Annotated in this window: 18 protein-coding genes; 10 read left to right on the top strand and 8 right to left on the bottom strand. The window is 62.8% G+C overall.

Going from position 1 to position 22887, the window contains the following annotated elements; all coding sequences use genetic code 11:
• Nucleotides 1-219 precede the first annotated feature (219 nt).
• Nucleotides 220-1548, bottom strand: a complete 1329-nt coding sequence (gene glnA / locus E2N92_RS05175; protein WP_220682626.1) for a type I glutamate--ammonia ligase — start codon at nt 1546-1548, stop codon at nt 220-222.
• A gap of 93 nt (nt 1549-1641) precedes the next feature.
• Between glnA and E2N92_RS05170 the strand changes: the two genes are divergently transcribed.
• Genes E2N92_RS05170 through E2N92_RS05155 form a run of 4 tightly spaced genes read left to right on the top strand, consistent with a single transcriptional unit; the run spans nt 1642 to nt 5961 of the window.
• Nucleotides 1642-2691 (top strand): class II glutamine amidotransferase, encoded by a 1050-nt coding sequence (locus tag E2N92_RS05170; RefSeq protein ID WP_220682625.1) that lies wholly within the window; start codon nt 1642-1644, stop codon nt 2689-2691.
• On the top strand, nt 2691-4202 hold the full coding sequence (locus E2N92_RS05165) for a glutamate synthase-related protein (protein WP_220682624.1): 1512 nt from the start codon (nt 2691-2693) through the stop codon (nt 4200-4202). Before E2N92_RS05170 ends, E2N92_RS05165 begins: the two co-directional genes overlap by 1 nt.
• Before the next feature lie 2 nt (nt 4203-4204).
• A complete protein-coding gene (locus tag E2N92_RS05160; protein WP_220682623.1) occupies nt 4205-4942 on the top strand; it encodes a GltB/FmdC/FwdC-like GXGXG domain-containing protein in 738 nt (245 codons plus the stop codon).
• A gap of 5 nt (nt 4943-4947) precedes the next feature.
• Nucleotides 4948-5961, top strand: coding sequence for a Coenzyme F420 hydrogenase/dehydrogenase, beta subunit C-terminal domain (locus tag E2N92_RS05155; protein ID WP_220682622.1), 1014 nt, complete (start codon nt 4948-4950; stop codon nt 5959-5961).
• Nucleotides 5962-6534: 573 nt separating this feature from the next.
• On the opposite strand, the gene E2N92_RS05150 is transcribed toward E2N92_RS05155, so the two are convergent.
• Nucleotides 6535-6804: a zinc ribbon domain-containing protein gene (locus E2N92_RS05150; protein ID WP_220682621.1), complete on the bottom strand. Its 270-nt coding sequence runs from the start codon at nt 6802-6804 to the stop codon at nt 6535-6537.
• A 269-nt stretch (nt 6805-7073) separates the two neighbouring features.
• Between E2N92_RS05150 and E2N92_RS05145 the strand changes: the two genes are divergently transcribed.
• Both E2N92_RS05145 and E2N92_RS05140 read left to right on the top strand, forming a co-directional pair.
• Entirely contained in the window at nt 7074-8435 is a 1362-nt protein-coding gene (locus E2N92_RS05145) for an ammonium transporter (protein WP_220682620.1), read from the top strand.
• Nucleotides 8432-8770, top strand: coding sequence for a P-II family nitrogen regulator (locus E2N92_RS05140; protein ID WP_220682619.1), 339 nt, complete (start codon nt 8432-8434; stop codon nt 8768-8770). Before E2N92_RS05145 ends, E2N92_RS05140 begins: the two co-directional genes overlap by 4 nt.
• A 508-nt stretch (nt 8771-9278) precedes the next feature.
• On the opposite strand, the gene cca is transcribed toward E2N92_RS05140, so the two are convergent.
• Nucleotides 9279-10649, bottom strand: coding sequence for a CCA tRNA nucleotidyltransferase (cca, locus tag E2N92_RS05135; RefSeq protein WP_220682618.1), 1371 nt, complete (start codon nt 10647-10649; stop codon nt 9279-9281).
• Nucleotides 10639-11208 (bottom strand): RNA 2',3'-cyclic phosphodiesterase, encoded by a 570-nt coding sequence (gene thpR / locus E2N92_RS05130; RefSeq protein ID WP_220682617.1) that lies wholly within the window; start codon nt 11206-11208, stop codon nt 10639-10641. The genes cca and thpR overlap by 11 nt, the downstream gene beginning before the upstream one ends.
• 149 nt (nt 11209-11357) lie before the next feature.
• Here thpR and E2N92_RS05125 point away from each other — a divergent pair, with 149 nt between their 5' ends.
• From E2N92_RS05125 to E2N92_RS05110, 4 genes are all read left to right on the top strand, one after another.
• Nucleotides 11358-11627 carry a glutaredoxin family protein gene (locus E2N92_RS05125; protein ID WP_220682616.1) on the top strand — a complete coding sequence of 90 codons (270 nt, stop codon included), beginning with the start codon at nt 11358-11360 and terminating at the stop codon, nt 11625-11627.
• Between the two features lie 2 nt (nt 11628-11629).
• The gene (gene nrdD, locus E2N92_RS05120) at nt 11630-13789 is read left to right on the top strand and encodes an anaerobic ribonucleoside-triphosphate reductase (protein WP_220682615.1); all 2160 of its coding nucleotides are present in this window, start codon (nt 11630-11632) and stop codon (nt 13787-13789) included.
• Between the two features lie 3 nt (nt 13790-13792).
• Complete coding sequence (locus tag E2N92_RS05115) at nt 13793-14824, top strand: DUF1786 domain-containing protein (RefSeq protein WP_220682614.1); 1032 nt, start codon at nt 13793-13795, stop codon at nt 14822-14824.
• 1360 nt (nt 14825-16184) lie between these two features.
• Nucleotides 16185-16961: a response regulator gene (locus E2N92_RS05110; protein WP_220682613.1), complete on the top strand. Its 777-nt coding sequence runs from the start codon at nt 16185-16187 to the stop codon at nt 16959-16961.
• Here E2N92_RS05110 and E2N92_RS05105 read toward each other — a convergent pair.
• Genes E2N92_RS05105 through E2N92_RS05090 form a run of 4 tightly spaced genes read right to left on the bottom strand, consistent with a single transcriptional unit; the run spans nt 16927 to nt 22847 of the window.
• Nucleotides 16927-17475: a hypothetical protein gene (locus tag E2N92_RS05105; protein ID WP_220682612.1), complete on the bottom strand. Its 549-nt coding sequence runs from the start codon at nt 17473-17475 to the stop codon at nt 16927-16929. The two genes, E2N92_RS05110 and E2N92_RS05105, sit on opposite strands and share 35 nt — an antisense overlap.
• A 31-nt stretch (nt 17476-17506) precedes the next feature.
• Nucleotides 17507-18919, bottom strand: a complete 1413-nt coding sequence (locus tag E2N92_RS05100) for a hypothetical protein (RefSeq protein WP_220682611.1) — start codon at nt 18917-18919, stop codon at nt 17507-17509.
• A complete protein-coding gene (locus E2N92_RS05095) occupies nt 18916-22089 on the bottom strand; it encodes a tubulin-like doman-containing protein (RefSeq protein ID WP_220682610.1) in 3174 nt (1057 codons plus the stop codon). Before E2N92_RS05095 ends, E2N92_RS05100 begins: the two co-directional genes overlap by 4 nt.
• Nucleotides 22086-22847: a hypothetical protein gene (locus tag E2N92_RS05090; RefSeq protein WP_220682609.1), complete on the bottom strand. Its 762-nt coding sequence runs from the start codon at nt 22845-22847 to the stop codon at nt 22086-22088. The genes E2N92_RS05095 and E2N92_RS05090 overlap by 4 nt, the downstream gene beginning before the upstream one ends.
• Between the last annotated feature and the right edge of the window lie 40 nt (nt 22848-22887).

The following is a 22887-nucleotide window of genomic DNA, read 5'->3' as shown; positions in this document are numbered from 1 at the left end:
GAAAAATGCTCTTAAATTGGCCAGATCTTTATTTTAAGTACATTATTGACGCAATATTAAAATATGGGCCCATATTGGGGTTATTTAACTCGTTGAACTCTGGGGAGGTTGCATAAATAGGTTTCTGCCGCTCAGGCAGCCGGTCCCCTCCTGAAACGGGCCGGTGTGGTGGCCCGGAGCGGAGCCGGAGCGCGACTGAAAAAAGAGGAGAGATCTCTCTCAGTGCTGGTAGAAGTACTGGTCCACTTCCCAGGGATGGACCATCGACCGGTAACTGTCCCACTCCATCTCGGCAAGCCTGGTGAGGTTCTCGACGACGTGGGGCCCGAGGACCGAGCAGAGGAGTTCGTCCTTCAGCAGGTACTCGTTCGCCTCGAGGAGGTTGTCGGGCAGGGTGTCGATCCCGGCGGCCAGTCTCTCCTCCTTCGAGAGCTCGAAGATGTTCTGGTCGGCGCTTACCGGCGGTTCGATCCGGTTGCGCACGCCGTCCATCCCCGCGGCGAGGATGACCGCAAAGGTGAGATAGGCATTGCAGGTCGGGTCCGGGCTGCGCAGTTCCATCCTGGTGGACTTGCCGCGGGGCGAGGGAACGCGGCAGAGGGCCGTCCGGTTCGAGGCGCTCCACGAGATGTAGACCGGGGCCTCGTAGCCCGGCACCAGGCGCTTGTACGAGTTGATGGTCGGGTTGGCGATCCTGGTGATCCCCCTGACATGCTTCAGGACGCCACCGATGAAGTGCAGGGCGGTCTCCGAGAGCTGGCGCGGTGCGTCGGGGTCATAGAAGGCGTTCTCGCCGTCTTTGAAGAGCGAACAGTTGGTGTGCATCCCGCTCCCGTTGATCCCGTAGATCGGCTTGGCCATGAAGGTGGCATGGAGTTCGTTCATGAGGGCGATCGTCTTGGTGGCGAACTTGAAGGAGACCACGTTATCCGCGGTCTGGAGTGCGGGTCCGTACTTGAAGTCGATCTCGTGCTGGCTCTTGGCTACCTCGTGGTGCGAGGCCTCGACCACGAAGCCCATTTCGGTGAGCGCGAGGACGATGGCCCGCCTCACGTTCTCGGCGAGGTCGGTGGGGGCGAGGTCGAAGTAGCCGCCATGGTCCTGGAACTCGAGGGACGGCCTGCCGTTGATCATCTTGAAGAGGAAGAACTCCAGTTCGGGTCCGGTGTTGAACTCGTATCCGTCCTTTGCGGCGTCGGCCACGACCTTCTTGAGGATCTGCCGCGGGTCCCCCTCGAACGGCCTCCCGTCCGGGAGATGGACGTCGCAGATGAAACGGGCGACCCGTCCTTCTTCCTTCCTCCAGGGGAGGAGGGTGTAGGTCGCCATGTCGGGCTTCAGCACCATGTCGGACTCTTCGATCCTGGCGAAACCCTCGATCGATGAACCGTCGAATGAGATGCCATCGGTCAGTGCCTTCTCTGCCTGGATGGGGGGGATCGCCACGTTTTTCGGTTGTCCCTGGAGGTCGGAAAACTGCAGACGGATGAATTTGACGCCGTCTGCTTCGATTCTCTCCAGCAGTGCTGTAACCTCGTCGGCTGGCATAATGGAAACATGGTTCCACCCAATACTATATATGGTTACTGGAGCTATGGGTAACGAGCACCGCCACCCTGTCGGGTGGTGCTGGAGCGGATTATGTGTGGAATCATCAGCGTCGTCGACCGTTCGGGGGCGGCGATGGACGGCGCCAGAATCAAAGATGCTCTCTCGATGATGAATGAACGGGGCAGCGGGGAAGGTGCCGGGTATGCAGTGTACGGTGCCTATCCTGAGTATGCCGATTGCTACGCCCTCCATGTCTTCTTCGACAACATCATCGAGACCAAGGCTTCGCTGGACACCCTCCTCGAGACCTGGGGAGCAATCGTCCATGAAGAAGAGATCCCGACCTACGAGCAGCCGCGCCTGAAGAAGGTTCACACCCCGTGGCGTTATTTCTTCAGGCCCGACGCCTCGCTGATGACCGGTACCCCCTCGCCCGAGGAGGACATCGTCACCTATCTGGTGATGAAGGTGAACACCACAATACCCGGGACCCTGATCTATTCCTCTGGCAAGAACATCGGGGTCTTCAAGGCGGCCGGATGGCCCGAAGAGGTCGCCGACTTCTATCGTATCCAGGACTATAAGGGCTATATCTGGCTTGCCCACAACCGCTACCCGACCAACACCCGGGGCTGGTGGGGCGGGGCCCACCCCTTCAACCTCCTGGACTGGAGCGTCGTCCACAACGGCGAGATCACCAGTTATGGTACCAACCGCCGGTACATCGAGAGTTTCGGGTACAAGTGCACGATGTTCACCGACACCGAGGTGGTGGCCTACCTGGTCGACCTGCTGGCCCGGCGGCACGGCCTCGACGATGAACTCGCCGTCCGTGCGCTTGCCCCGCCGTTCTGGGACGAGATCGACGAGATGCCCGAGCGTGAGAAAGACCTGTACCGGGCCATCCGTCTCACCTACGGTTCTGCGATGATGAACGGCCCGTTTGCGATCGTGGTCGCCAACCGCGACGGGATCGTCGGGTTCACCGACCGGATCAAACTCAGGCCCCTGGTCGCCGCCGAGGAGGGGGACCGCCTCTACATCTCCAGCGAAGAAGCGGCGATCCGCAGAATGGCCCCCGAACTGGACCGTGTCTGGATGCCTGGCGCCGGCGAACCGGTGATCGGGAGGGTGCGCTGATGGTGCTCGGGAGTGTCCCTGTGAAGTACCGGGTCACCATCGACCGCGACCGGTGCATGGAGTGCGGGCGGTGCATCGAGAACTGCCCGTATGGGACGTTCCGATGGGAAGGGGACCGGATCACCGCGGTCTCCAGGAACTGCACGGCATGCCATCGCTGCATCGCCATGTGCCCGCGCGATGCGATCAGCCTGGAGGAGCGGCCGGTGGACTACCGCTCCCACCCGGTCTGGACCGCCGAGGCGCGGGAGGCGATCTTCAACCAGGCGCGGACCGGAAAGATCATCCTGGCCGGGATGGGCAATGCCCAACCTCTCCCTTCGATCTTCGACCGCCTCCTCCTGGATGCCTGCCAGGTCACCAACCCCTCCATCGACCCGCTCAGGGAACCGATGGAGTTGCGGACCTATCTGGGCAAGAAGCCGAGGAAGCTGGAGTTCTCCCGGACCGGGGCCGGCGATGTGGAACTGGAGACGAAGCTCACTCCCAACCTCATGCTCGAGACCCCGATTATGATCGGGCACATGAGTTACGGGGCGATCTCGCTCAACGCCCAGCTCGCCCTGGCCAGGGCCGTGCATAAGACCGGGACGTTTATGGGGACCGGCGAGGGCGGGATGCACCCTGACCTCTACCCGTACCAGGACCGCCTCATCGTGCAGGTGGCCTCGGGACGGTTCGGGGTCGGGATCGACTATCTCGAACGCGGAGCGGCCGTCGAGATCAAGATCGGACAGGGCGCCAAGCCCGGGATCGGCGGGCACCTCCCCGGCGAGAAGGTCTGCGCCGACGTCTCCTGCACCAGGATGATCCCGCTCGGGAGCGACGCGATCAGTCCGGCGCCCCACCACGATATCTACTCCATCGAGGATCTGGCGCAGCTGGTGCGCTCGCTCAAGGAGGCGACCGAGTGGAAAAAGCCGGTCTTCGTCAAGATCGCCGCCGTCCACAACGCCGCGGCGATCGCGGCCGGGATCGCCAGGTCGGGTGCCGACGCCGTGGTGGTCGACGGCTTCCGCGGCGGGACCGGGGCGGCGCCGAAGGTCTTCCGCGACCACGTGGGCATCCCGATCGAGGCGGCGGTCTCGGCGGTGGACGCCAAACTCCGCGATCAGGGGGTGCGAAACGAGATCTCGGTCATCGCGAGCGGCGGGATCAGGAACGCCGCCGATGTGACCAAGGCGATCGCCCTCGGTGCCGACGCGATCTATATCGGGACCGCGGCCCTGGTGGCGATGGGGTGCCGGGTCTGCGGCAACTGCTACCGCGGGCTCTGCCCGTGGGGGATCGCCACCCAGCGCCCCGACCTGGTCGCCCGTCTCGACCCGGAGAAGGAGGCGGTGCATGTCGCCAACCTCATCGAGGCGTGGACCATGGAGGTCTCCGAGTTGATGGGCGCAGCCGGGATCAACGCGATCGAGAGTCTGCGGGGCAACCGCGACCGGTTGCGCGGCTATATGCTCGACGAGGGGATGTTGCAGGTGCTGGATGTCGTGCCGGCGGGGGCGTGAAGATGGTTATGAGAATCGATGCGACGGATCTTCACTACACCCCCCTCAACCGGCAGGTGCGCGAGGCGGTGGCCGCCGGCGAGGACGAGATCGTCCTCGAGCATGTGCTGGGCCAGCGGTTCATCGCCGACGGTCTGGTGGGCGAGGTGACGCTCACGGTGAACGGTGTGCCGGGCGGCGACATCGGGATGTTTATGCGGGGGCCGACGGTGTTCGTCCACGGCAATGCCGACCATGCGCCCGGGAACACGATGGAGGCGGGACGGTTGGTCATCCACGGGAGCGCGGGGGACGCCGTCGCCCATTCGATGCGGGGCGGGATGGTCTTTGTCAGGGACGATATCGGGTACCGCGGCGGGATCCACATGAAGGCCTACAATGCCCGCCACCCGTACCTGGTCGTCGGCGGGGAGGCGCGGGCTTTCCTCGGCGAATATATGGCCGGCGGGACGATCCTCCTCCTGAGACGGGGCTCAAAAGAGCCCTTTGCCGAACGGGGGCTTGCCAGCGGGATCCATGGCGGCGAGATCTATGTCAGGGGCGAGGTCGACGACCGGTGTCTGGCCGTGGGTGCGGTGAAGAAGCCCTTCGGCGAGGAGGAGCGCACCCGGATCAGGCCGCTCGTCGAGGAGTACTGCCGGCACTTCGGGTGCGATGCGGCGTCCCTCCTGGCGGACGAGTACACCAGGATCGGACCGGCGAGCGCCAGGCCGTTTGCCGGGAAATATACGTGGGAGTGAAGACGATGGCTGAGAAGAATTACAAAGATCTGGAACGCGAAGTCTGGGAAAAGGGGCTCTGCACCCGGTGCGGGGCCTGCACGGCGGTCTGCCCGGTCGACGCCTTCACTTTCCCGCCCGGTTCGCCCGCCCACCCTGAGCCCCCGAGGTACTGCAAGATGGAGGCGGACGATGTGCCGTGCGGTTCCTGTTATCTCGCGTGCCCGCGGGTGGAGGGCCTGAGTCGGCCCGCCGATCCGCTCGGGGACTATCGCTCGGCGGTGACGGCGCGGGCGACCTTCCCGATCCCTGGCCGGCAGAGCGGAGGGGCGGTGACGGCCCTCCTGGTCAACGCCCTCGATAAAGGTCTGGTCGACGCCGTGGTCACGGTTGCAGAGGACCCCTGGACCAGGAAGCCGCAGTCGGTGGTGATCACCGGGAAGGAGGCGCTCGTCGCCCAGGCCGGAAGCAGGTACAACTGGTGGGTGCCGCTCCTTGCGGCGCTCAAGGAGGCGGTGGTCGTCCGCAAGTACCGGCGGGTCGCCGTCGTCGCCCTGCCGTGTGCAGCAGCGGCCCTTGCACGGATCCGTTCGAGCGGACTCGACCTCCATGCCCCCTATGCCAGGGCGGTCCGCCTGGTGGTCGGGCTCTTCTGCACCGAGACCTTCGACTACGAGCGGTTGATGGAAGGAAAGGTCAGAGGCGAACTCGGGATCGAACCCTGGGAGATCGAAAGGATGGATGTGCGGGGGAGTCTCAGGGTGACGGCCGGCGAGCGGACCTTCGAGCTCCCGCTCGACGAACTTGAGACATGCATACCGGAGGGGTGCCGGCACTGCACCGATTTTGCGGCGTGGGGGGCCGATATCTCGGCGGGGGCGGTGGGAAGTCCTGCGGGCTACACCACCCTGCTCATCAGGACTTCGACTGGCCGGGGCTTCTTTGAGGAGGCGGTGAACGCCGGGCTCCTCGAGGTGGGCGAACCGGTCGATCTTGCACGGGTGGAGGCCCTGGCACGAAAGAAGATGGGCCGGCAGTGAGGGGAGTGGCGGGGCTCTGGCCTGCCACATTGTCTCTCTTTTTTTGCGGGGGGGATTTTAGTGGTGAACCGGGGAGCAAATTCCAGAACTCTCTGGGACTTGAATACTCTCTCGAACCGAAACACTACCTTCCAGAAATTCAGCATGCCTCTCTTCCGGTTCTCCTTGCAGAATATGGGGGAGAGGACGGTATTCCTCTTTTTCAGGATCAGCAAAGGCGCCTTCCCGTCCCTGTCGTCATCCCGGGGGTCAGGGGGCAGCTCCCCCGGCGCGATTGACGGAGGGCAGTGTGATGATCAGAATGCCGCCCTCATCGCAGAATTTTCACCGCCATCTCGCGCCGGGGGAAACCCCCCGGACCCCCCACGACGAAGATAGGTGGGGGCGGCGATGAAACACGATCCCCACCGATTCTCCTCTCTTGAAAAAGAACGATCAAGCAACGAGAAATTTTCATCCCGTATGCTTGAGCCCGGGTTCATGGGCAATTCTACAAGGTCATATTTCTGTTTTATTCCCGGGCATTGCCGGAAATCATCTCGCCGATCCAATATGTGGGGTCCGAACGGGCTTTCAGGTCTTCCAGCGTTTGAGGGTGGGCAAAAGGGCGTACATCAGGTCTCTTGCTCCATCGTGGGGCATAATGTTCATGTCTGCCATCGTCTTTGCACAGAACTCGGCCATCTCCTCCATCGTGATGTCCGGGTCGACAAACGATCCTTGCTGGTAGCAGTGGACACAGTAGTCTTCGGAGGGGGATCCGTCCTCTTCTGTGCCGTGATCGCCGGGATTTCTCATTGGCATTCCGCAGCTCTGGCAGAATGGGTCTTCGTACTCTTCCATGGTTCAACCTCCGGGGTGTTGACCCCGCGACGGTGCTCATGGGGTCTATGGAATCGTGAATGCCTCACGTTTTATATCTCTGTCGATATGGGTTGGGGGTGGGGGTCCTGCCGGGGGTTGCGCCCGGGCCGGAGGATATCTCTGGGGGAGATCATGGGGTGCATTGGTATGCTGGGTTAGATATATTGTATCCGACGCTGTGCATATATTTTTATACGTGGGATGGAAACTTCTTTCCATCTCCTCGCAGAGGAGGGAGCGACACATCCATGCATACAGGACACAGACTCTTGCCATTGCTGGTCTTCGCCTGCCTGGGCTTCTTTGCCGCGCCCGTCGCGGCGGCAGACCCGGGCGGTGCGGCGACCCTTGAAGAAAACCCTGGTGCGGTACTGGACTTCATCTGGATCCTGATCTGCGGCTTCATGGTGATGTTCATGCAGGCCGGGTTCTCCATGGTCGAGACCGGGTTTACCCGGGCAAAGAACGCGGCCAACATCATGATGAAGAACCTGATGGACTTCTCGGTCGGCGCCCTCTCGTACTGGGCGGTCGGGTTCGCCATCATGTACGGCACGATGGAGGGTCTGAACTGGCTCTTCGGCTGGTCGGGTTTCTTCCTGACTGGAGACGCCTATGATGTCACGACCATCCAGTCCTGGTTCTTCCAGATGGTCTTTGCGGCGACCGCCGCCACCATCGTCTCGGGCTCGGTCTCGGAGAGGTGCAAGTTCTCGACCTACGTCGTCGCCAGCGCCGCGATCACTGCGGTGATCTATCCCATCTACGGCCACTGGCTCTGGGGCGGCGGGTGGCTTGCCGACCTCGGCGCCCTCGACTTCGCGGGTTCCGGCGTGGTCCACGCTCTGGGCGGATGGCTTGCCCTGGCCGCGGCCTTCCTGCTCGGCCCACGCATCGGGAAGTATGCGAAAGACGGCACGCCCCGGGCGATCCCCGGCCACTCGGTGACCCTGGGAATCCTCGGGGTCTTCGTGCTCTGGTTCGGGTGGTACGGCTTCAACTGCGGCTCGACGCTTGCTGCGGACACTCTCAGGATCTCGGTCATTGCAGCAAACACCACGCTGGCCGCGGCGGCGTCCCTCGTGACCGCGATGCTGATCACCTGGGCCTGGCACGGCAAACCCGATGTCTCGATGTCGGGCAACGCGGCGATCGCCGGACTTGTCGCCATCACCGCCGGGTGCGCCTGGGTCAGTCCTCCGGTCTCGGTGCTCATCGGCATCGTCGCCGGTGCCCTTGTCATCCTGGGCGTCTGGTTCCTGGACTGGAAACTTCACATCGACGATCCCGTCGGTGCGATCTCGGTCCACGGCATCAACGGCGCCTGGGGTCTCCTGGCTCTCGGCCTCTTTGCCGACGGCACCTACGGTGGCGTGACCGGTCTCCTGTACGGCAACATGGGGTTCTTCGTTGTGCAGGCGATATCGGTCGCGGTCAACTTCGTCTGGGCCTTCGGCACCGGCCTGCTCCTCTTCGGCCTCCTGAAGATGGTCGTGGGGATACGGGTCTCCGCCGCCGAGGAACTCCAGGGGCTCGACATCGGTGAGCACGGGATGTCGGCCTACCCGAACTTCGTGCCTACCGAACCTGCAACAGAGGTGGAGCGATGAAAAAGATCGAGGCAATCATCAGGCCGACAAAGTTCGAGGACGTGAAAGTCGCCCTTGAAGAGATCGGGATGGTCTCCATGACCGTCTCTGAGGTGAAGGGTCGAGGACAGCAGAAAGGTGTCAGGCAGCAGTGGCGCGGCGCCGAGTACCTCGTCGACTTCTTCCCCAAGACCAGGATCGAACTGGTCGTCCCTGACGAACGGGTCGATGTGGTCGTCGACGTCATTGCGAAGGCGGCCAGGACCGGGCAGATCGGCGACGGCAAGATCTTTGTCCTGCCTGTGGAGCGTGTCATCCGCGTCCGGACCGGCGAGGAGGGAGAGGAGGCGGTCTAAGCCTTCTCTCCACCAATTGTTCTCTCACCAGTTTCTGGGGGTCCAGGAATGGGCCCCGAAAATTGTCCCTGAACAGATCTCAGAAGTGGCCAGGGCGCGAACATTTTTCGGCTTTTGTAGAATTTTGCATGAACCTGCGGTTCAAGCATATGCGATGAACATTTCTCGTCGCTTGATCGCTCTTTTTTCAAGACAGGAGAATCGATGGGCACCTTACGCAATCGCCGCCCCCCGGCTATCTTCGTCGTGGGGGGTCCGGGGGGTTCCCCCCCGGCGCAAGATGGCAGGGAAATCTCGACGATTCGGGGTGGCACCTCTGATCATCACACCTTCTCTCATCATACGCGCCGGGGGTCCGGCCCCTGGGCCCCTGAGAAGGCGTCATTGATACACCTGAAGAGGGGGGGTGTCGTCCCCTGCCTCTACCCTGATGCGTAAGGCCCGGAGGGGGGGCCAGCACCCCACAGGGACGACCGTCCTGAGGAATTTTACACGCCCGAAAGAACACTCACTCTGTCCGCGCCCGCAACACCCTTGTCAGGGGCGTCTCCTTCTGCAGAAACGTTGTAAGGAACCCGGCGAACTCAGGGCTCCAGCACTCCAGGCCCTCGAGCACCACCCACTCCTTCTCCATCGCCTTCTTCACATGCTTGCCCAGGCCCACGCCGAGCACCTCGGGCGAGGCCAGGAGGTCGGCGGCATGCGTGTACTTCCGTTCCACCTCGACGATGTATCGGCCGTCCTCGATGTACGGCCCCGCGAACCGCTCGCACTCGCGCCACTTGCCCGCGAACTTTTCGGCATTCGACCGGCTCCAGACCGGCGGGCCGATATGCCGGACGACCGCCGGCATCTCCCGGCTGAAGAGTTCGAAGAGGAGCAGACACCGCTCCTCCCCCATCGCCTCCTCGGCACGGTTCACCACGAACCCCGAACGTTCGAGGAGGGCCCGCATCCCTTCCAGGCTCCGGCGGAGCTGCGGGACGACGACGTCGGGGATGAACGGCGGCGTCTCGAACGAGACCGCAAAGAGGTGCGTCCCGCGGCGGGCGACCTCGACCCCGAACTCCTCCAGGGTGAAGGGCGCCACCGGCGGCGGGAAAAAGAAGTTCTCGGACGGCGCCGCCAGGTACCCCCGGCAGAGTTCGACGAAGGCGAACATCTTGGAGATGGAGACCGAGGCCGCCACATTCCGCTTCGGGTCCACGGGATCGATGACCACCATCGGGTCGTCGAAGGACTTGGCCGCATGCCCTTCGAGGTCGATGAAAAGGCCGGGCCGCCATCGGGCCGCGGCCTCGACCAGCGGCGTGAACCCCCGGTAGTGGAGGACCAGCAGTTCGCAGAGATACCCGGCAAACCCCTCGGTCATCTGGTCGGAACCGTACACCCCGCCGGCCTTCGTAAACTGTTTCAGGAGCAGAACGTCCTCGACGAAGGGTGCGATCCGCTCCCTGATATACCGGGTGTGAAACGGCGTTCTATCGACCGCGCTCCTGATCTCGGCCCCGCTCGCCACCCGGTAGCAGGGGACCAGGTCGACGTCCATCCCGCGGATCGTCGCATTGATGTACGGGTGCTCGGCGTACTTCTCCCGCCAGTCGGTCCCGAACCGCTTGGCAACGTCCCTGGCAAGCCCGAGCCCCTCCTCCTCCAGCGCCTCGCGCGGGAGCGCCGGGTCGTAGAGCATGAAGATGTCCAGGTCGCGGTCGCCCCGCACCCAGGTGCCGCGTGCCACCGACCCGACGAGCATCGCCTCGGCCCGGCCGGAGAGATTCACCGCCCCGATGATCTCCTCGGCCACCCCGAGGACTTCCTGTTGTTCGGGCGGACGGGGCCTGATCCGCCCGAGCACCGCCTCCTCGACCTCACTCTTCACTCAGGGGCACCTCCATCAGGGTCTCGTAAATGGGGCCGGTCCTGGTCAGGGTGCTCTTCTTGAGGGCGACCGCCCGCACCTTGCACGATCCCGGTTGGGCCCCGGCAAGGTCTTCGATCGCCTCAAGGAGCGAGGGATCGAACTCACGCACCCGCGCCAGCGTGATATGCGGGGTGAACCGCCGTTTCTCCCGCTCGAAGCCGAGCGGTTCAAGGGCGTTCTCCACCGCCCCGGCCAGACGGGCCGTTTCGCCGCCGTCCGACACCGTGCACCAGACGACCCGCGGGCGGCGCCGGTTGCTCCCCTCGACCCCGCCGACCGTGAGGGTGTAGGACGCGCCCCGCACCCCGCGCAGCGCCTCCTCCACCTGCTCGATCCGCTCAGATTCGACCTCACCGAGGAATTTGAGAGTGATATGCGCCAGCGCCGGGTCCACCATCTTCAGCCGCGCGCTGCAGCCTTCGAGGTGCTCCTGTGCGTCCCGCAGCCCCTCTTTCACCTCTTCAGAGAGTTCTATTGCGACAAAGGCCCGGACCATACCAGCATGATATGCCACCATTCTACAAAGCACCATCGCACGAGATCACAACCTTCATTCACTCTCCCACTGAAGGTCTTCCATTCTGATGGGATCAATCCATATGGGATCATCCCGATACTATACGGGCTGAACTGATCACCCCAGAGGATCGTGGGAGAGTATTTTCCATGGCTGAATGTCCGCAATTTACTGTTTATACCCTTGAATTCTGTCCGAACTGCGACCTCCTCAAGGCATATCTCACCGAGAAGGGCTATCCCTATGAGGAGCAGGACCTTTCATCTGCCGAGTCACTGACCGAAATGCGAGTGAACGGCGTCTTTGTCAACGAAGCCCCGGTACTCCGGATCGGGGACGACTTTTACACCTCCTCAGACCTCTTCGAGGACGGACATGTGCGCGGCGAACTCGTCGACGGTCTTGCCTCGGGTGAGTGAAGGTGGACCGGCAGAGCAAACAGGCGACGCTTGACGGTGTCTTCGTCCCGCCCCTCCCGAAGGTCCGCTCCACCGAGGGGCACATCTTCGAGTGGGACCGCGCCAAGATCGTCGCCCAGATCGAGAACGAGACCAGGCTTGTCGAACATTTCTACGGCTATGCACCGGCGACGAAAGAGCAGGCCGATGAGATCGCCAAGGCGGTCGAGGAGCGGATCCGCAAACTGGGCCTGCGTTTCCTTTCAGGTGCCTTGATCCGCGAGATCGTCAATATGGTCTTCCTGGAGAGGGGGATGGTGGAGTACAGGAACGTCTGCACCAGGGTCGGCACCCCGGTCTACGACGCCCACCTCATCGACGTCGGCCGGGGCTTCGAGGCCCACGACAACGCCAACCTCCAGGAGAACGCCGAGACCTCGCATAAGAAGAAGGCCGACAAGATCTCCAAGGAGCAGTACCTCCTCCAGCTCCCACCCGACCTCGCCGACCGCCACCTGGCCGGCGACCTCCATATCCATGACCTGGAATACTTTGGTACGCGCCCGTTCTGCCAGGACTGGGATCTCCGCTACTTCTTCTACTACGGGCTGATGCCCGACGGCAACGGCACCAAGGCCTCGGTCGCCGGGCCGGCCAGACGCGCCGAGGTCGCGGTCCTCCATGCGGTCAAGGCCCTCGGGAGCGCCCAGACCAACTTCGCCGGCGGGCAGGGCTACTACAACTTCCTCACCTTCATGGCCCCGTACTTCGAGGGAATGGAATACGGTGAGATGAGGCAGTTGATGCAGATGTTCGTCTACGAGATGACCCAGATGATGGTCGCCCGCGGCGGACAGCTCGTCTTCTCCTCGGTCCAGCTCTCGCCTGGCGTCCCGACGCTCTGGCGGGAGAAGCCCTGCGTCTTCAAGGGCAAGGTCTGGGACGGTCGACAGGCGCCTCTCCGGACCTACGGCGAGTTCGAGCGCGAGGTCCGTCTCCTCTTCAAGGCGATGATGGAGGTGATGCTGGAGGGCGACTACTGGGGGAAACCCTTCTCCTTCCCGAAGCCCGAGATCTCCATCGAACCCGACTTCATGGAGGAGGACGAGGCGTTCAACCGTACGCACCCCGACCTTCCGTCCTACCAGGACCTCTATCTCCTCACCTTCGAACTGGCCTCCAAGTTCGGGACACCCTACTACGACAACCAGCTCCCGCCGTACCGCGGCGCGGGGAAAGGGATCTCGTGCTACCAGTGCTGCGCCTACCAGTTCTCCTCCACCTACGAGAAGGACGACCACTTCGAGGAGAAACTCTACTTCAAGGACGGTTCGCACTTCTCGATGGGCTCCTGGGAGGTCGTCTCGGTCAACTGCCCGCGTGCCGCCTTCAAGGCCGAAGGCGAGGACGAACGGCTCTTCGCCGAACTCCGCGCCCTGATGGACGTGGCCGTCGAGGTCTTCAAGGTCAAACGCCGGTGGATGGAGACGATCAGGACGAACGGCCGGATGCCCTTTGCGATGCAGCGGCCGAAAGACCCGCAGACCGGCGAGCGCGGCGCGGTGGCTGTCGACCTCGAAAGCCTGGTCTACACCATCGGGGTCGTGGGGGTGAACGAGATGGTCCAGTACCACACCGGTCACCAGATCCACGAGTCGAAGGCGGCCTTCAAGATGGCGGTGCGGGCGATGACCGAAATGGAACTCTATGCCCGGACGCTCTCCGAGAAGAACGGGATGACCATCGCCCTGGCGCGGACGCCGGCCGAGACGACCGGGCAGCGCTTTGCGGTCGCGGACATGCTCGACGACCAGTTCAGGGAGGCGGCGCTCGGCGTGATGCAGGGCGACGCGGAGACGGCGGTCGCCGACTGCGGGACGACGCGGGACCTCCCGGTCTACTACACCAACGGCACCCATGTCTCGCCCGGGGCCGATGTCCCGCTCACCAAACGGATGGAGGTGGAGCACGTCTTCTTCCCGATCGTCGACGGCGGCAACATCTTCCATATCTGGCTCGGCGAGGCGCGGCCCGACCCGCGGGGGCTGTACGACATGGCGATGAACCTCTGCAAAAAGACGCAGATCGGCTACTTTGCCTTTACCCGCGACCTGACCGTCTCCCTGAAACGGTTCAAGGAATACCACGGCGATCCGCAGGTCAGGGGAAAGCTGGAGGCGTGATCGATGGTTGACAGGAGGGTCCTTGCCATCGATGTCGGGCGGGGGACACAGGACGTCCTTCTGTACGATCCCGACGAACCGGTCGAGAACTCGGTCAAACTGGTCCTCCCATCACCGACGGTCGTCGTCGGCAAAGCCGTCCGTGCGGCCGCCAAGTCCGGCCGCCCCATCCATCTGGAGGGTGCGTGCATGGGCGGGGGCGGGAGCGTGCTCGCGGTGCGGGAGGCCCTGGCCGCAGGCGTCAGGGTGACGGCCACGCCCGAGGCCGCCCTGACGGTCCACGACGACCCGGCACGGGTGGCGGCCTTCGGAGTCGAAGTCGCCGACGAGGCGCCGGAAGGCGCGGTCACGGTGCGGACCGGGGACTATATGGCGCACGAACTCCAGACCGCCCTCTCGCTCTTCGGCGTCTCCTATCCCGAACGGGTGGCGATCGCCGTCCAGGACCACGGGTTCTCCCCGAAGATCTCGAACCGGGTCTTCCGTTTCTCGGTCTTCCGGAGACTCCTGGAAGAAGGGAACTGGGACCTCTTCGCCCTGGCCCCCGACCCGCCGTACCCGGCGATGAGCAGGATGCAGGCCGTCCTCTCGGCGGCGCCCGGCGCCCTGGTCACCGACACTGGGGCGGTGGCGGCGATCGGCGCTCTCCTCGACCCCTGGGTCAGGGAGCAGGCCGACGGCGACGGCGTGACTCTGGTCAATGTCGGCAACGGTCACACGCTCGCCTTCACCCTGCAGGGCACCGAGGTGCTGGGGCTCTTCGAGCACCACACCTCCTCCCTCGGCCCCGCACGGCTCGCCCATTTCCTCGGGAAACTGCAGGGCGGCACCCTCACCAACGAGGAGGTCTTCGAGGACGGCGGGCACGGCGCCGCCGTGAGGGAAGCGATTGGCGAGACGCCGATCGCGGTCACCGGCCCGAACCGCGCCCGTCTCCTGCCCGACGCCTATCAGGCGGCGCCCTTCGGGGACATGATGCTTACCGGGTGCTTCGGCCTGCTCGAGGTATGGCGGCGACGCCGGGGCGGGATCTGAGGTCTTCTCTTTTTTTGGCCCTGTAGAATCGGGGATGAACCTGAGGTTCAAGCATACGCGATGAAGATTTCTCGTCGCTTGATCTCCCATATTAAGACAGGAGAACTGGTTGATACCTCGCTCCATCGCCGCCCCTCCATCATCGAGTCTGTTTCGTCATCTCACGTGAGGATAGGGGGGACGGCGATGAAGTGGTGTACTCCTGCTGATGAATGATCGCTCCTCTCCTGTCCGGGGTCTATCTTCGGGGTCATGACGGGGGGGAAGGCGTGATGATCCAAACGTGTCGCCCCCTCTCGTACGATCGTTCCTGCCATCTCGCGAGGAGATAGGGTGAGGGTGGCATCACGCGTGTTCCCTCCGAAAATGGATTGGCCCTCTCATGTCCCGGTTCTATCTTCGGGATCATGACGGGGAGGCCGGCGTGATGATCCAAACGTGCCGCCCCCTGTCACAGCGTCTGTTCTGCCATCTCGCGAGAAGATAGACGGGGGGCGGCGAAGATTGTGTGCTCCCGCTGCAAATGGATCGGCCCTCTCATGTCCAGGTTCTATCTCCGGGGTCACGGGGACAGGGCGGCATGACGATCAGAAAGGCCGTCCCCGATCATTGAATCTTTTCTGTTATCTCGCGAGAAGATAGGACGGGGGACGGCAAGGGTCGGTGTGCTCCGCTGAAAAAAAGAGCAACTATCTCTCGTCCCGGTTCTATCTTCGGGGTCATGACGAAGAGGCCGGGGTGATGATCCAAACGTGCCGCCCCCTCTCGCATGATCGTTCCTGCCGTCTCGCGAGGAGATGGGGCGGGTGCGGCGAAGGATTGAGGTCTCCGCCGATTCTCCTGTCTCAATATGAGAGAACAAGCGACGAGAAATTTTCATTCCGTATGCTTGAGGCTTCCTCTCATCTCATGCCAAATTTTACAGGGGCCTTTTTTAGTTTTGTAGAATCGGACATGAACCAGGGGTGCAAGCATACGCGATTGATCATTGTTCTGAGCTGGGCTTCAGCGTGTGGGCGGGTCCCCGTCCTCGAGAGGGCATCTGGAAGATCCGGTTTCATCGCCGCCCCCCGGTGCGAGGCCGCGATTGAGCGGTGTTCTTGCCCATCGTTCCGTCATGATGAGCGTGATCAAGGACATCTACAGTCCAGACATCTGGGTGCCGACCTGCCGTTTCACACAACCAGAGAAGATCCAGCCCGTTCATCAATCCATCCGCCGCCTTCTTCGTCGTCACCGCCCGGGGACGATCCCAACAAAATCTGTATGGTTCTTTATTGCACGCCTGAATTGCGCAATCCATATATATTATTTTCAGAATATAGTCGCATGTCCTTTTCATGAGGGATCGTGTGATATAGTGTCTGAAATAAAGCCCGCTGTCCTGATCGTCGACGATACCGGTCTTGCTAAACAGATCGGTGAGATGCTTCTCAGCCTCGGCTACCGCGTGACCGGGACGGCCGCCACTCCGGCTGGGGCCTTCAGGCAGGTGGTGGAAGGGGCTCCCGACCTGGTGTTGATGAACATCGACCTCAGGACGACCTTCGACGGGATCGATACTGCAGATTTTATCTTTCACTGCCTGCACACCCCGGTGGTCTTCCTGGCGACACACGCCGGTCTCGACCCCCTGGGACGGGCCAGGAAAGCGGAGCCCATCGGGTATGTCGTCTGGCCCTCCACGGAAGCGTCCTTCGGCGCTGCGATCGAAGACGCGTACCACACCTTCCTGCTGGACAACCCTGATCACGAGGAGAAGCGCACCGCCTTCCTCTCGATGATGGCCCGCGACGACGCCTATCTCCTCACCGGCAAGGACGGCGGGATCATCTTCATGAACTGGTTTGCCTGCCGCCTCACCGGGTGGGGATATGAGGAGGCCTTTCTCAGACCCCTGCCTGCCGTGCTGGTGATGAAAGGGCGGTCGTCCCCGCCGGTCAGGTTCGGCAGGATGACGCTTCTCAACGATATCCATGCCGCTGCCCTCCTCGACCGGCCCTCGGTGGTCCGGGTCAACGCACGGGACGGGAGGAACAGGACCGCGAGACTCTGGGTGGACCTCATCGCCGACCGGGACGGGAACGAGGTCGGGCACCTGGTCAGGCTGAAGGAGATCCTTGGGATGGCAACATGAGAGGAGGCCCCGCGGTCCCGACGACGACCTCGGCGATCATCTCGTTGAACCTCACCTCGACGGTGTAGGTTCCTGTGGCAAAGACCTCGAGCGTTCCTTTCTCGTTCCGGCTATACCCTCCTTTTTCACCGGCGGGTGTGCCGTATCCGTCTTCCCTGACGACGGTGCCCTCCTCGTCGACGATCCTGACCACGAACCAGGATTCAGGGGAGGGGACACGGTCCGGGCCCTCCGTGATCAACCGTGGGGTGACCGTGTACCTGACCGTCAGCGGCGGTGCCGTCACGTTCACCGGCACGGTGAAGGTCTGGTTCTCGTACTCCGCAGAGGCGTAGCGAAAGATCTCTCTGGTCGTGTCCGGCGTATCGGTGCTCTCGGGGGTGGGCGCCGGGGTCGTCACCTCTCCGTTCTCCCCGGGGGTGAAGGGAGGGAAGGGCTGTGTCGTTGCAAGGGCGCCGATGAGAAGGATCACCCCGACGAGGAGGACGACAACATTCTCGACCCTCTCTCCCATCTTCTTTCTCCCCCCTTCCCAGACGAACGCTTCAGAACCCGAACCTCGCCAGTTCGCCGATCCTCCAGGGATAGAGTTGCCTGAGCACCTCTTCCCGACCGTTGCCTTCTCCGGCCCCGGCCGGCCTGAGCGTTGCATCAGTGCTGACCGCAAGGAAATAGACCGGGACCGAGAGGGCGCGGTTATGGATCTCGTTGAAAGTGCTGATCTGGATAAGCTGCTGGTAGATCTCGCGTTCGATCCGCTCGGCCCCTTCGGATGCGTCGTCGACCTCTGCAAGGTCCCGGATCCTGTCGGTCTTGGTGACGACAAAACCGTAGACCCGATCGTCACCCAGGGCCTCCATCACCCGCGAGTACTGCCCGAAGAGATGGGTCAGCGCCCTCCGCCCGTCCTGATGAAAACCCACGATATGATCGCCGTCGATGAGGAAGAGCACCTTCCCGGCCGTTTCAAGGTGCCGGTGGACGCAAACCGGGACGAGGGCGTCCATCTCCCCGGCGACCACAGCAGCGTGGTCTTCTTTGAGGTGTTGCAGGTACTCGAACCTCCTGATCTTCGCCTCGACCCGGCGCGGTTCGGCCCCGACTGCGGCGGCGATCCTCTTCAGGGCGTCGGCATATGCCGCCCTGGAGAGCGGGGCCGCGTACTTCCCGGCATAGTCGATGAAGGCGGTCCTGACCGGCGCGACCTGGAACCTCCGCCCTGAAAGTCGATAGACCGCAAGGCCGGTCTCCTCTGTCGGAGGTGGGAGGGTTCCGTCCTCCAGGTCGGAGAGGAGGTGTTCGATCCGCATCTGCTCCTCGTCCCCCGCGAAGATCACCTCCTCTCTCTGCCCTGAGAACTCCCTGACGAGATGACTGTACATCGCGAGGAGCAGGAGAGTCTTTCCAGACCCTTTAGGGCCCAGGATGAATGTCTCTGTCCTCCGAACCCGGCGGACGCTCCAGAGGACAAGGAGCGTGAGGGCGAGGAGAACGGCCAACCCGCCCCCCAGGGAGAGGACGGGTGCGGAGACGAGCAGGAGGATGATGACGACCGCCAGGGTGACCGAGAAGAGTTTGACGACGAAACGGGCGGTCCATGAAAGGATGTCGGCACGGTTCTTCCAGAAGGTACCGATGGCCACGGCTGCTCCGGTGCCCAGGCCGGCGAGGAGGGCGACGGACGCCGGTGCGGGTGAGTGAAGAAAAGAGAAAGAGAAGAGAGGTACGGTGAGGGCGAGCAGCGTCGCCCCGCCCGGCCTCGTCCGCTCTTCCAGCAGCAGAGCCAGTGCGCCGGGGACCAGAAAGCCCAGACAGAACGCGGCCGGCACCCCTGACCACGAAGGTATCGGCCCGGTAATCACCTCCGGTGCGGTCCGGAGCAGCAGCACCGAGAGGGCGAGGACCAGCACCACGACACCCCCCTCCCTCATCAGCCATTCCCGGTTGTGCACTCTCATCTGGGCAGTGCCTCCCGGATCCCCTTGATCGTGTAGAGATCCAGGACCGCATCAGAGATATTGTTCCCTTTTTTCTCCAGGTTCGAGAGTTTTCCGGCATCTTTCAGGTCGAGAAGACGTTCTCTGGTGATATATTTGCCTTCGTGCATCAGGAGGACATGGTGAAGGATGTTGTCCCGGTTCTTCTCGTAGATCTCCCAGTATCCGCCTCCGGCGATGAGTGGCGAGACATTGTCCAGGAACGAGGCGGAGGCGACGAAGGTGAGGGCGATCTCCCAGGGCCGGGTGTGGTGGTGCGTGACCAGACGGGAGTCGTTGATGTTCCTGAGGGCAAGGGTCTCGTTGACCTCGCGGGTCATCAGGTCCCCCACCCGGGCGCTCGCGATGGTCCGTGCGATGTAGTCCGAGGGCGAAGCGACGATCAGACCGACCTTCCCGAAGTTCCACCGTTCGGTCGCGCTGATCGGGACCATCAGGTTGTGGATGCCGAGTTTGTAGTTGTCGATGAGATGTTTGTAGGTCCCGGTGATCTCGGCCACCAGTTTGTCCAGTTCTTTGCGGCCGTTGTCTTCCCAGTCCAGGTCCCACAATGAGGAGTCTTCATGGATGAGCGAGAGGATCCTGGGGTTGATGTCCCCGAAGTTTGTCATATAGAGACCTTTCCGGGTGTGTTTCCCGTAGGCCTTCTCCTCGTTGATCCTGACGATGGTATCCGAGAAGGTCCGGTAATGCCGGTTGATCTCCCGCCTATGCGGGAAGGTGCGGTCGGCCACCTCTTCGGTCTCCTCGAGGGCGCGGACCATCTCCTGCTTCTCCCGGGTCTGTCTGCTGAGTTCCGAGTACTCCGCTTCGTATGCGGCGTACCGCTCGGTGAACCCCTCCTGTCTGAGGGCCGCTGCGGTGAGGCGGTCCCTGAGGGCCGCCCTGATCGTCCCGCGCTCGCCGGCCTCGAAGAGGGCCGCAACCCCCTCCGGGTCGTCGAGCGGGAGTTGGGCGAAGAGGGTCTCGGTGATCTTTCTCCGCAGTTCCTCGGCCCGCCGCTGCAGACCGGCGACGATGAAGTCATGAGGGAACCTGAGTTCAAAGGAAGGATCGATCTCGAGGTTCCAGTATTTCGCATTCGCCTTGATGAACTCCTCCTTCTCTCGTCTCAGCGCCTCGAATTTTTTCCGTTCTCGTGCCGGTTTTTTGTTGATGAACCCGACGATTCTGGTGCCGATGCCGCCGGCGTCGATCTGTGCCACCCGCATCGCGTAATAGTGGTAGAGGGCGATCGCCTCGACGAGGTCGGCCAGGTCGTCGAGCCGTTCGCCGCTCTCATGGGACAACGCCGCGATCTCCCGCTGGACCTCGGCGACCCCCGCGGCCCTGAGCCATCCCTCTTTGTCCACGGCCCTGACCTTCTTCTTCTGGAGGGCCTCGACGCTCCTGTTGATCGACTCCTGCAACCCCTTCTCCGGCCCCTCGATCACCCTGATCTTCTCTTTCAGGGTGACGAACTGGTCGAGCATGATGTCGACGTCAGAGAGGGTGTGCTCGACGGTACGGTCGATCTCCTCTCTCCGCGCCTCCATCCGGTCGAGGTCGCCCTTCTTCTCCGCCAGGGCCGTTTCGAGGAGATGGGCCTCGTCCAGGACATCTTTTCGTCTGCCGTCCACCTCCCTCACGAACGGCGCCATCTCCTCGCGCCCTTTCAGGGTCTCCATCAGGGCGGCGTGCATCGCCTCGTCGTCGATGGCGGCGACCCGCCTGAAAAGTCTGGCCGTGGTCTCAAGGGCATGGAACGACTCAGGGAGACTCCGGAAGATTTTTCGGTCGAGGTCGTCCTTGAGTTCGTCCTCTTTCACCGCCTGGGCGAAGGTCCTGACCCTGGCGAGAAAGGCGACGAGGTCGTCGTAGGTCCTGACCATGTCGGGACGGAGTTCAGGCGGCACATTGTTCTCGATGAAGAACTCGACGGCGCTGCCGGTCTGGTAGTCGAGCAACCTGCCGATCTCGTTCCTCCAGACCTTCTCGATGGTCCCGAACTCCTTTTTGATATAGTCGAAGTCGCTTCTGGTCGGCGGGAGCACCGCGGTCAGGCCGGCCTCGTCCAGGAGGTCGCCGACCGCCTGGTTGAGGTGTTTCCTGCTGGCGGTGATCTCCTCCAGTTCTTCGACGACCACCTCGTACTCCTCCTTGAAGCGCCGCAACTCCTCGACCGGATAGGAGATGACATGGGCGTCGGCGATGATGAACGAGGCGTACGGCTTCTTGGCGTCTCCGATGTTGATGTCGCCCTTCTCGAGGTGGAGGAAGTTGGTGAAGATGTACGGGAAGACGGCGTCGAACTCGTGCACCTCCTCCCGTGCCTCCTCGCCCTTCTTGTAGCCGGTCGGGCCGAGTGGCGTGAGGACGATGTAGTTGAAGAGGCGTTCGTTCTGGTTGAGATATTCCAGTTCGGTCAGGGCGACGGCGGCGTTGAGCTGTTCCTTCTCGCCTTCCATGGTGGTCGGGAGGACGATATACAGCCATATCTGGGCGGTCTCGCCCCGTTGTCCCCTGATATACCGGGCGAGGTCGATGAACATCCCCGAACCGGTTCCCCCGCCGAGTCCGACGACAAGCACTGTCGTGCCCATCGTCGAGAACATGGGAAACCCGCCCGCCTGTCCCTCGTTGATCACCTTATACAGGATCGCCTTGGAGATCGCCCGCCGCCGGTGCACCCCGCCGCCGAAGTCGTCGGTGACGAAGGGGTCGATGGTCCTGAGTTCGTCGAAGTGCAGGCCGTCTTCCGAAGGATCGTTCAGCCACCAGACCGCGGTGCCGGGTTCGGACTTGCTCCCTTTGATCTTCTCGGCGATGTCCAGGCCGGCGAGGTCGGAGACCTGGCTGATGTTTGCGAGGTTCGGGAGGTACAGGGTGTCGTACTCGATGTTGCCCCGGCCGCCCAGCGAGTCGACGATCCCAAGCACCCTCTCCCGCATGGCTTCGTCCTGGAACCGCTCGTTGGCGTCGGTGTCCATCGTATAGATGCTCAGGTGCCGGCCTGTCCTGGAGTAATAGTCCAGGAACCATTCCTGTCTGCAGATCTCGCCGACCAGTTTTTTCCCGCACCCGCCAAGACCGCAGAGGGTCAGGTCGATCGGGAGCTGGAGGGCGGTCCCCGTCTCTCTCTCACGCTTCATTCTTCGCTCACCTCATATTCTCGTCCGCCGATCCTGATCCCGATGACCAGGGCCAGGACTGCGGCGAGGACGATGCCCGCGACCGCCCAGAGGGTCGGGACCGTCGATTCTTTCGCGAGTTCGTGATCGGCAAGGGCGTTCGCCTCCCCGACAAGCCCTTTGTCGAAGAGGTCTTGGAGGTAGGCGTCCATGAAGGGGTCCGAGATCCCTCCCAGTTTCTCGTTGAACTCCTCGATGGCCTCGACCTTCAGAGCAAAGACTCGTGTGTCGCTCTCGGCCAGGCGGTTGCCTTCGTCGTCGGTGAACCTTACCCGGTAGTAGGCATAGCCGCTCAGCCTGGGGTCATAGGTGGTGAGGGTGACCGCCCCGCACTGCCGCACATCCGCGGCCCTGGGGGCCTGGCCGGTGACGGCGATCTTCAGCGGCCCGTTCCCCGCGGGGAGGGGGACGATGAAGGGGGTGCTGTTGGAGACGGTCTCTGTTCCTTCAACCGAGAAGAGCGGCGTGCCGTCCTCAGGGACGAGATCGGTCTCGAGGACCAGGTCGTCGGCCGCAGGCGGGAGGCCGGCGAGGGTGAGCGTGAAGTTTACTTCTTCCCCTTCGGCGACTTCGCCGGGCAGATCCCCCTCCACGCCGACCTGCAGCCCGACCGCTCCTGCCGGGACGAGGGCAAGAAAAATGAGCATCCACCAGCAGATGAGGCGGGTGCCGCGCTGAGTGAGAGGGGTCGTCGGGCCGACCCCATGGATCCTGAACATACCCCTGGGATGGCGCTACAAAATTAAATAATTTCTATAT

Origin of the sequence: Methanofollis formosanus, assembly GCF_019633745.1 — an archaeon.
GTDB classification, from domain to species: domain Archaea; phylum Halobacteriota; class Methanomicrobia; order Methanomicrobiales; family Methanofollaceae; genus Methanofollis; species Methanofollis formosanus.
Note: the sequence above shows the minus strand (reverse complement) of the source record. Positions and strands in the feature narration are given on the sequence as shown.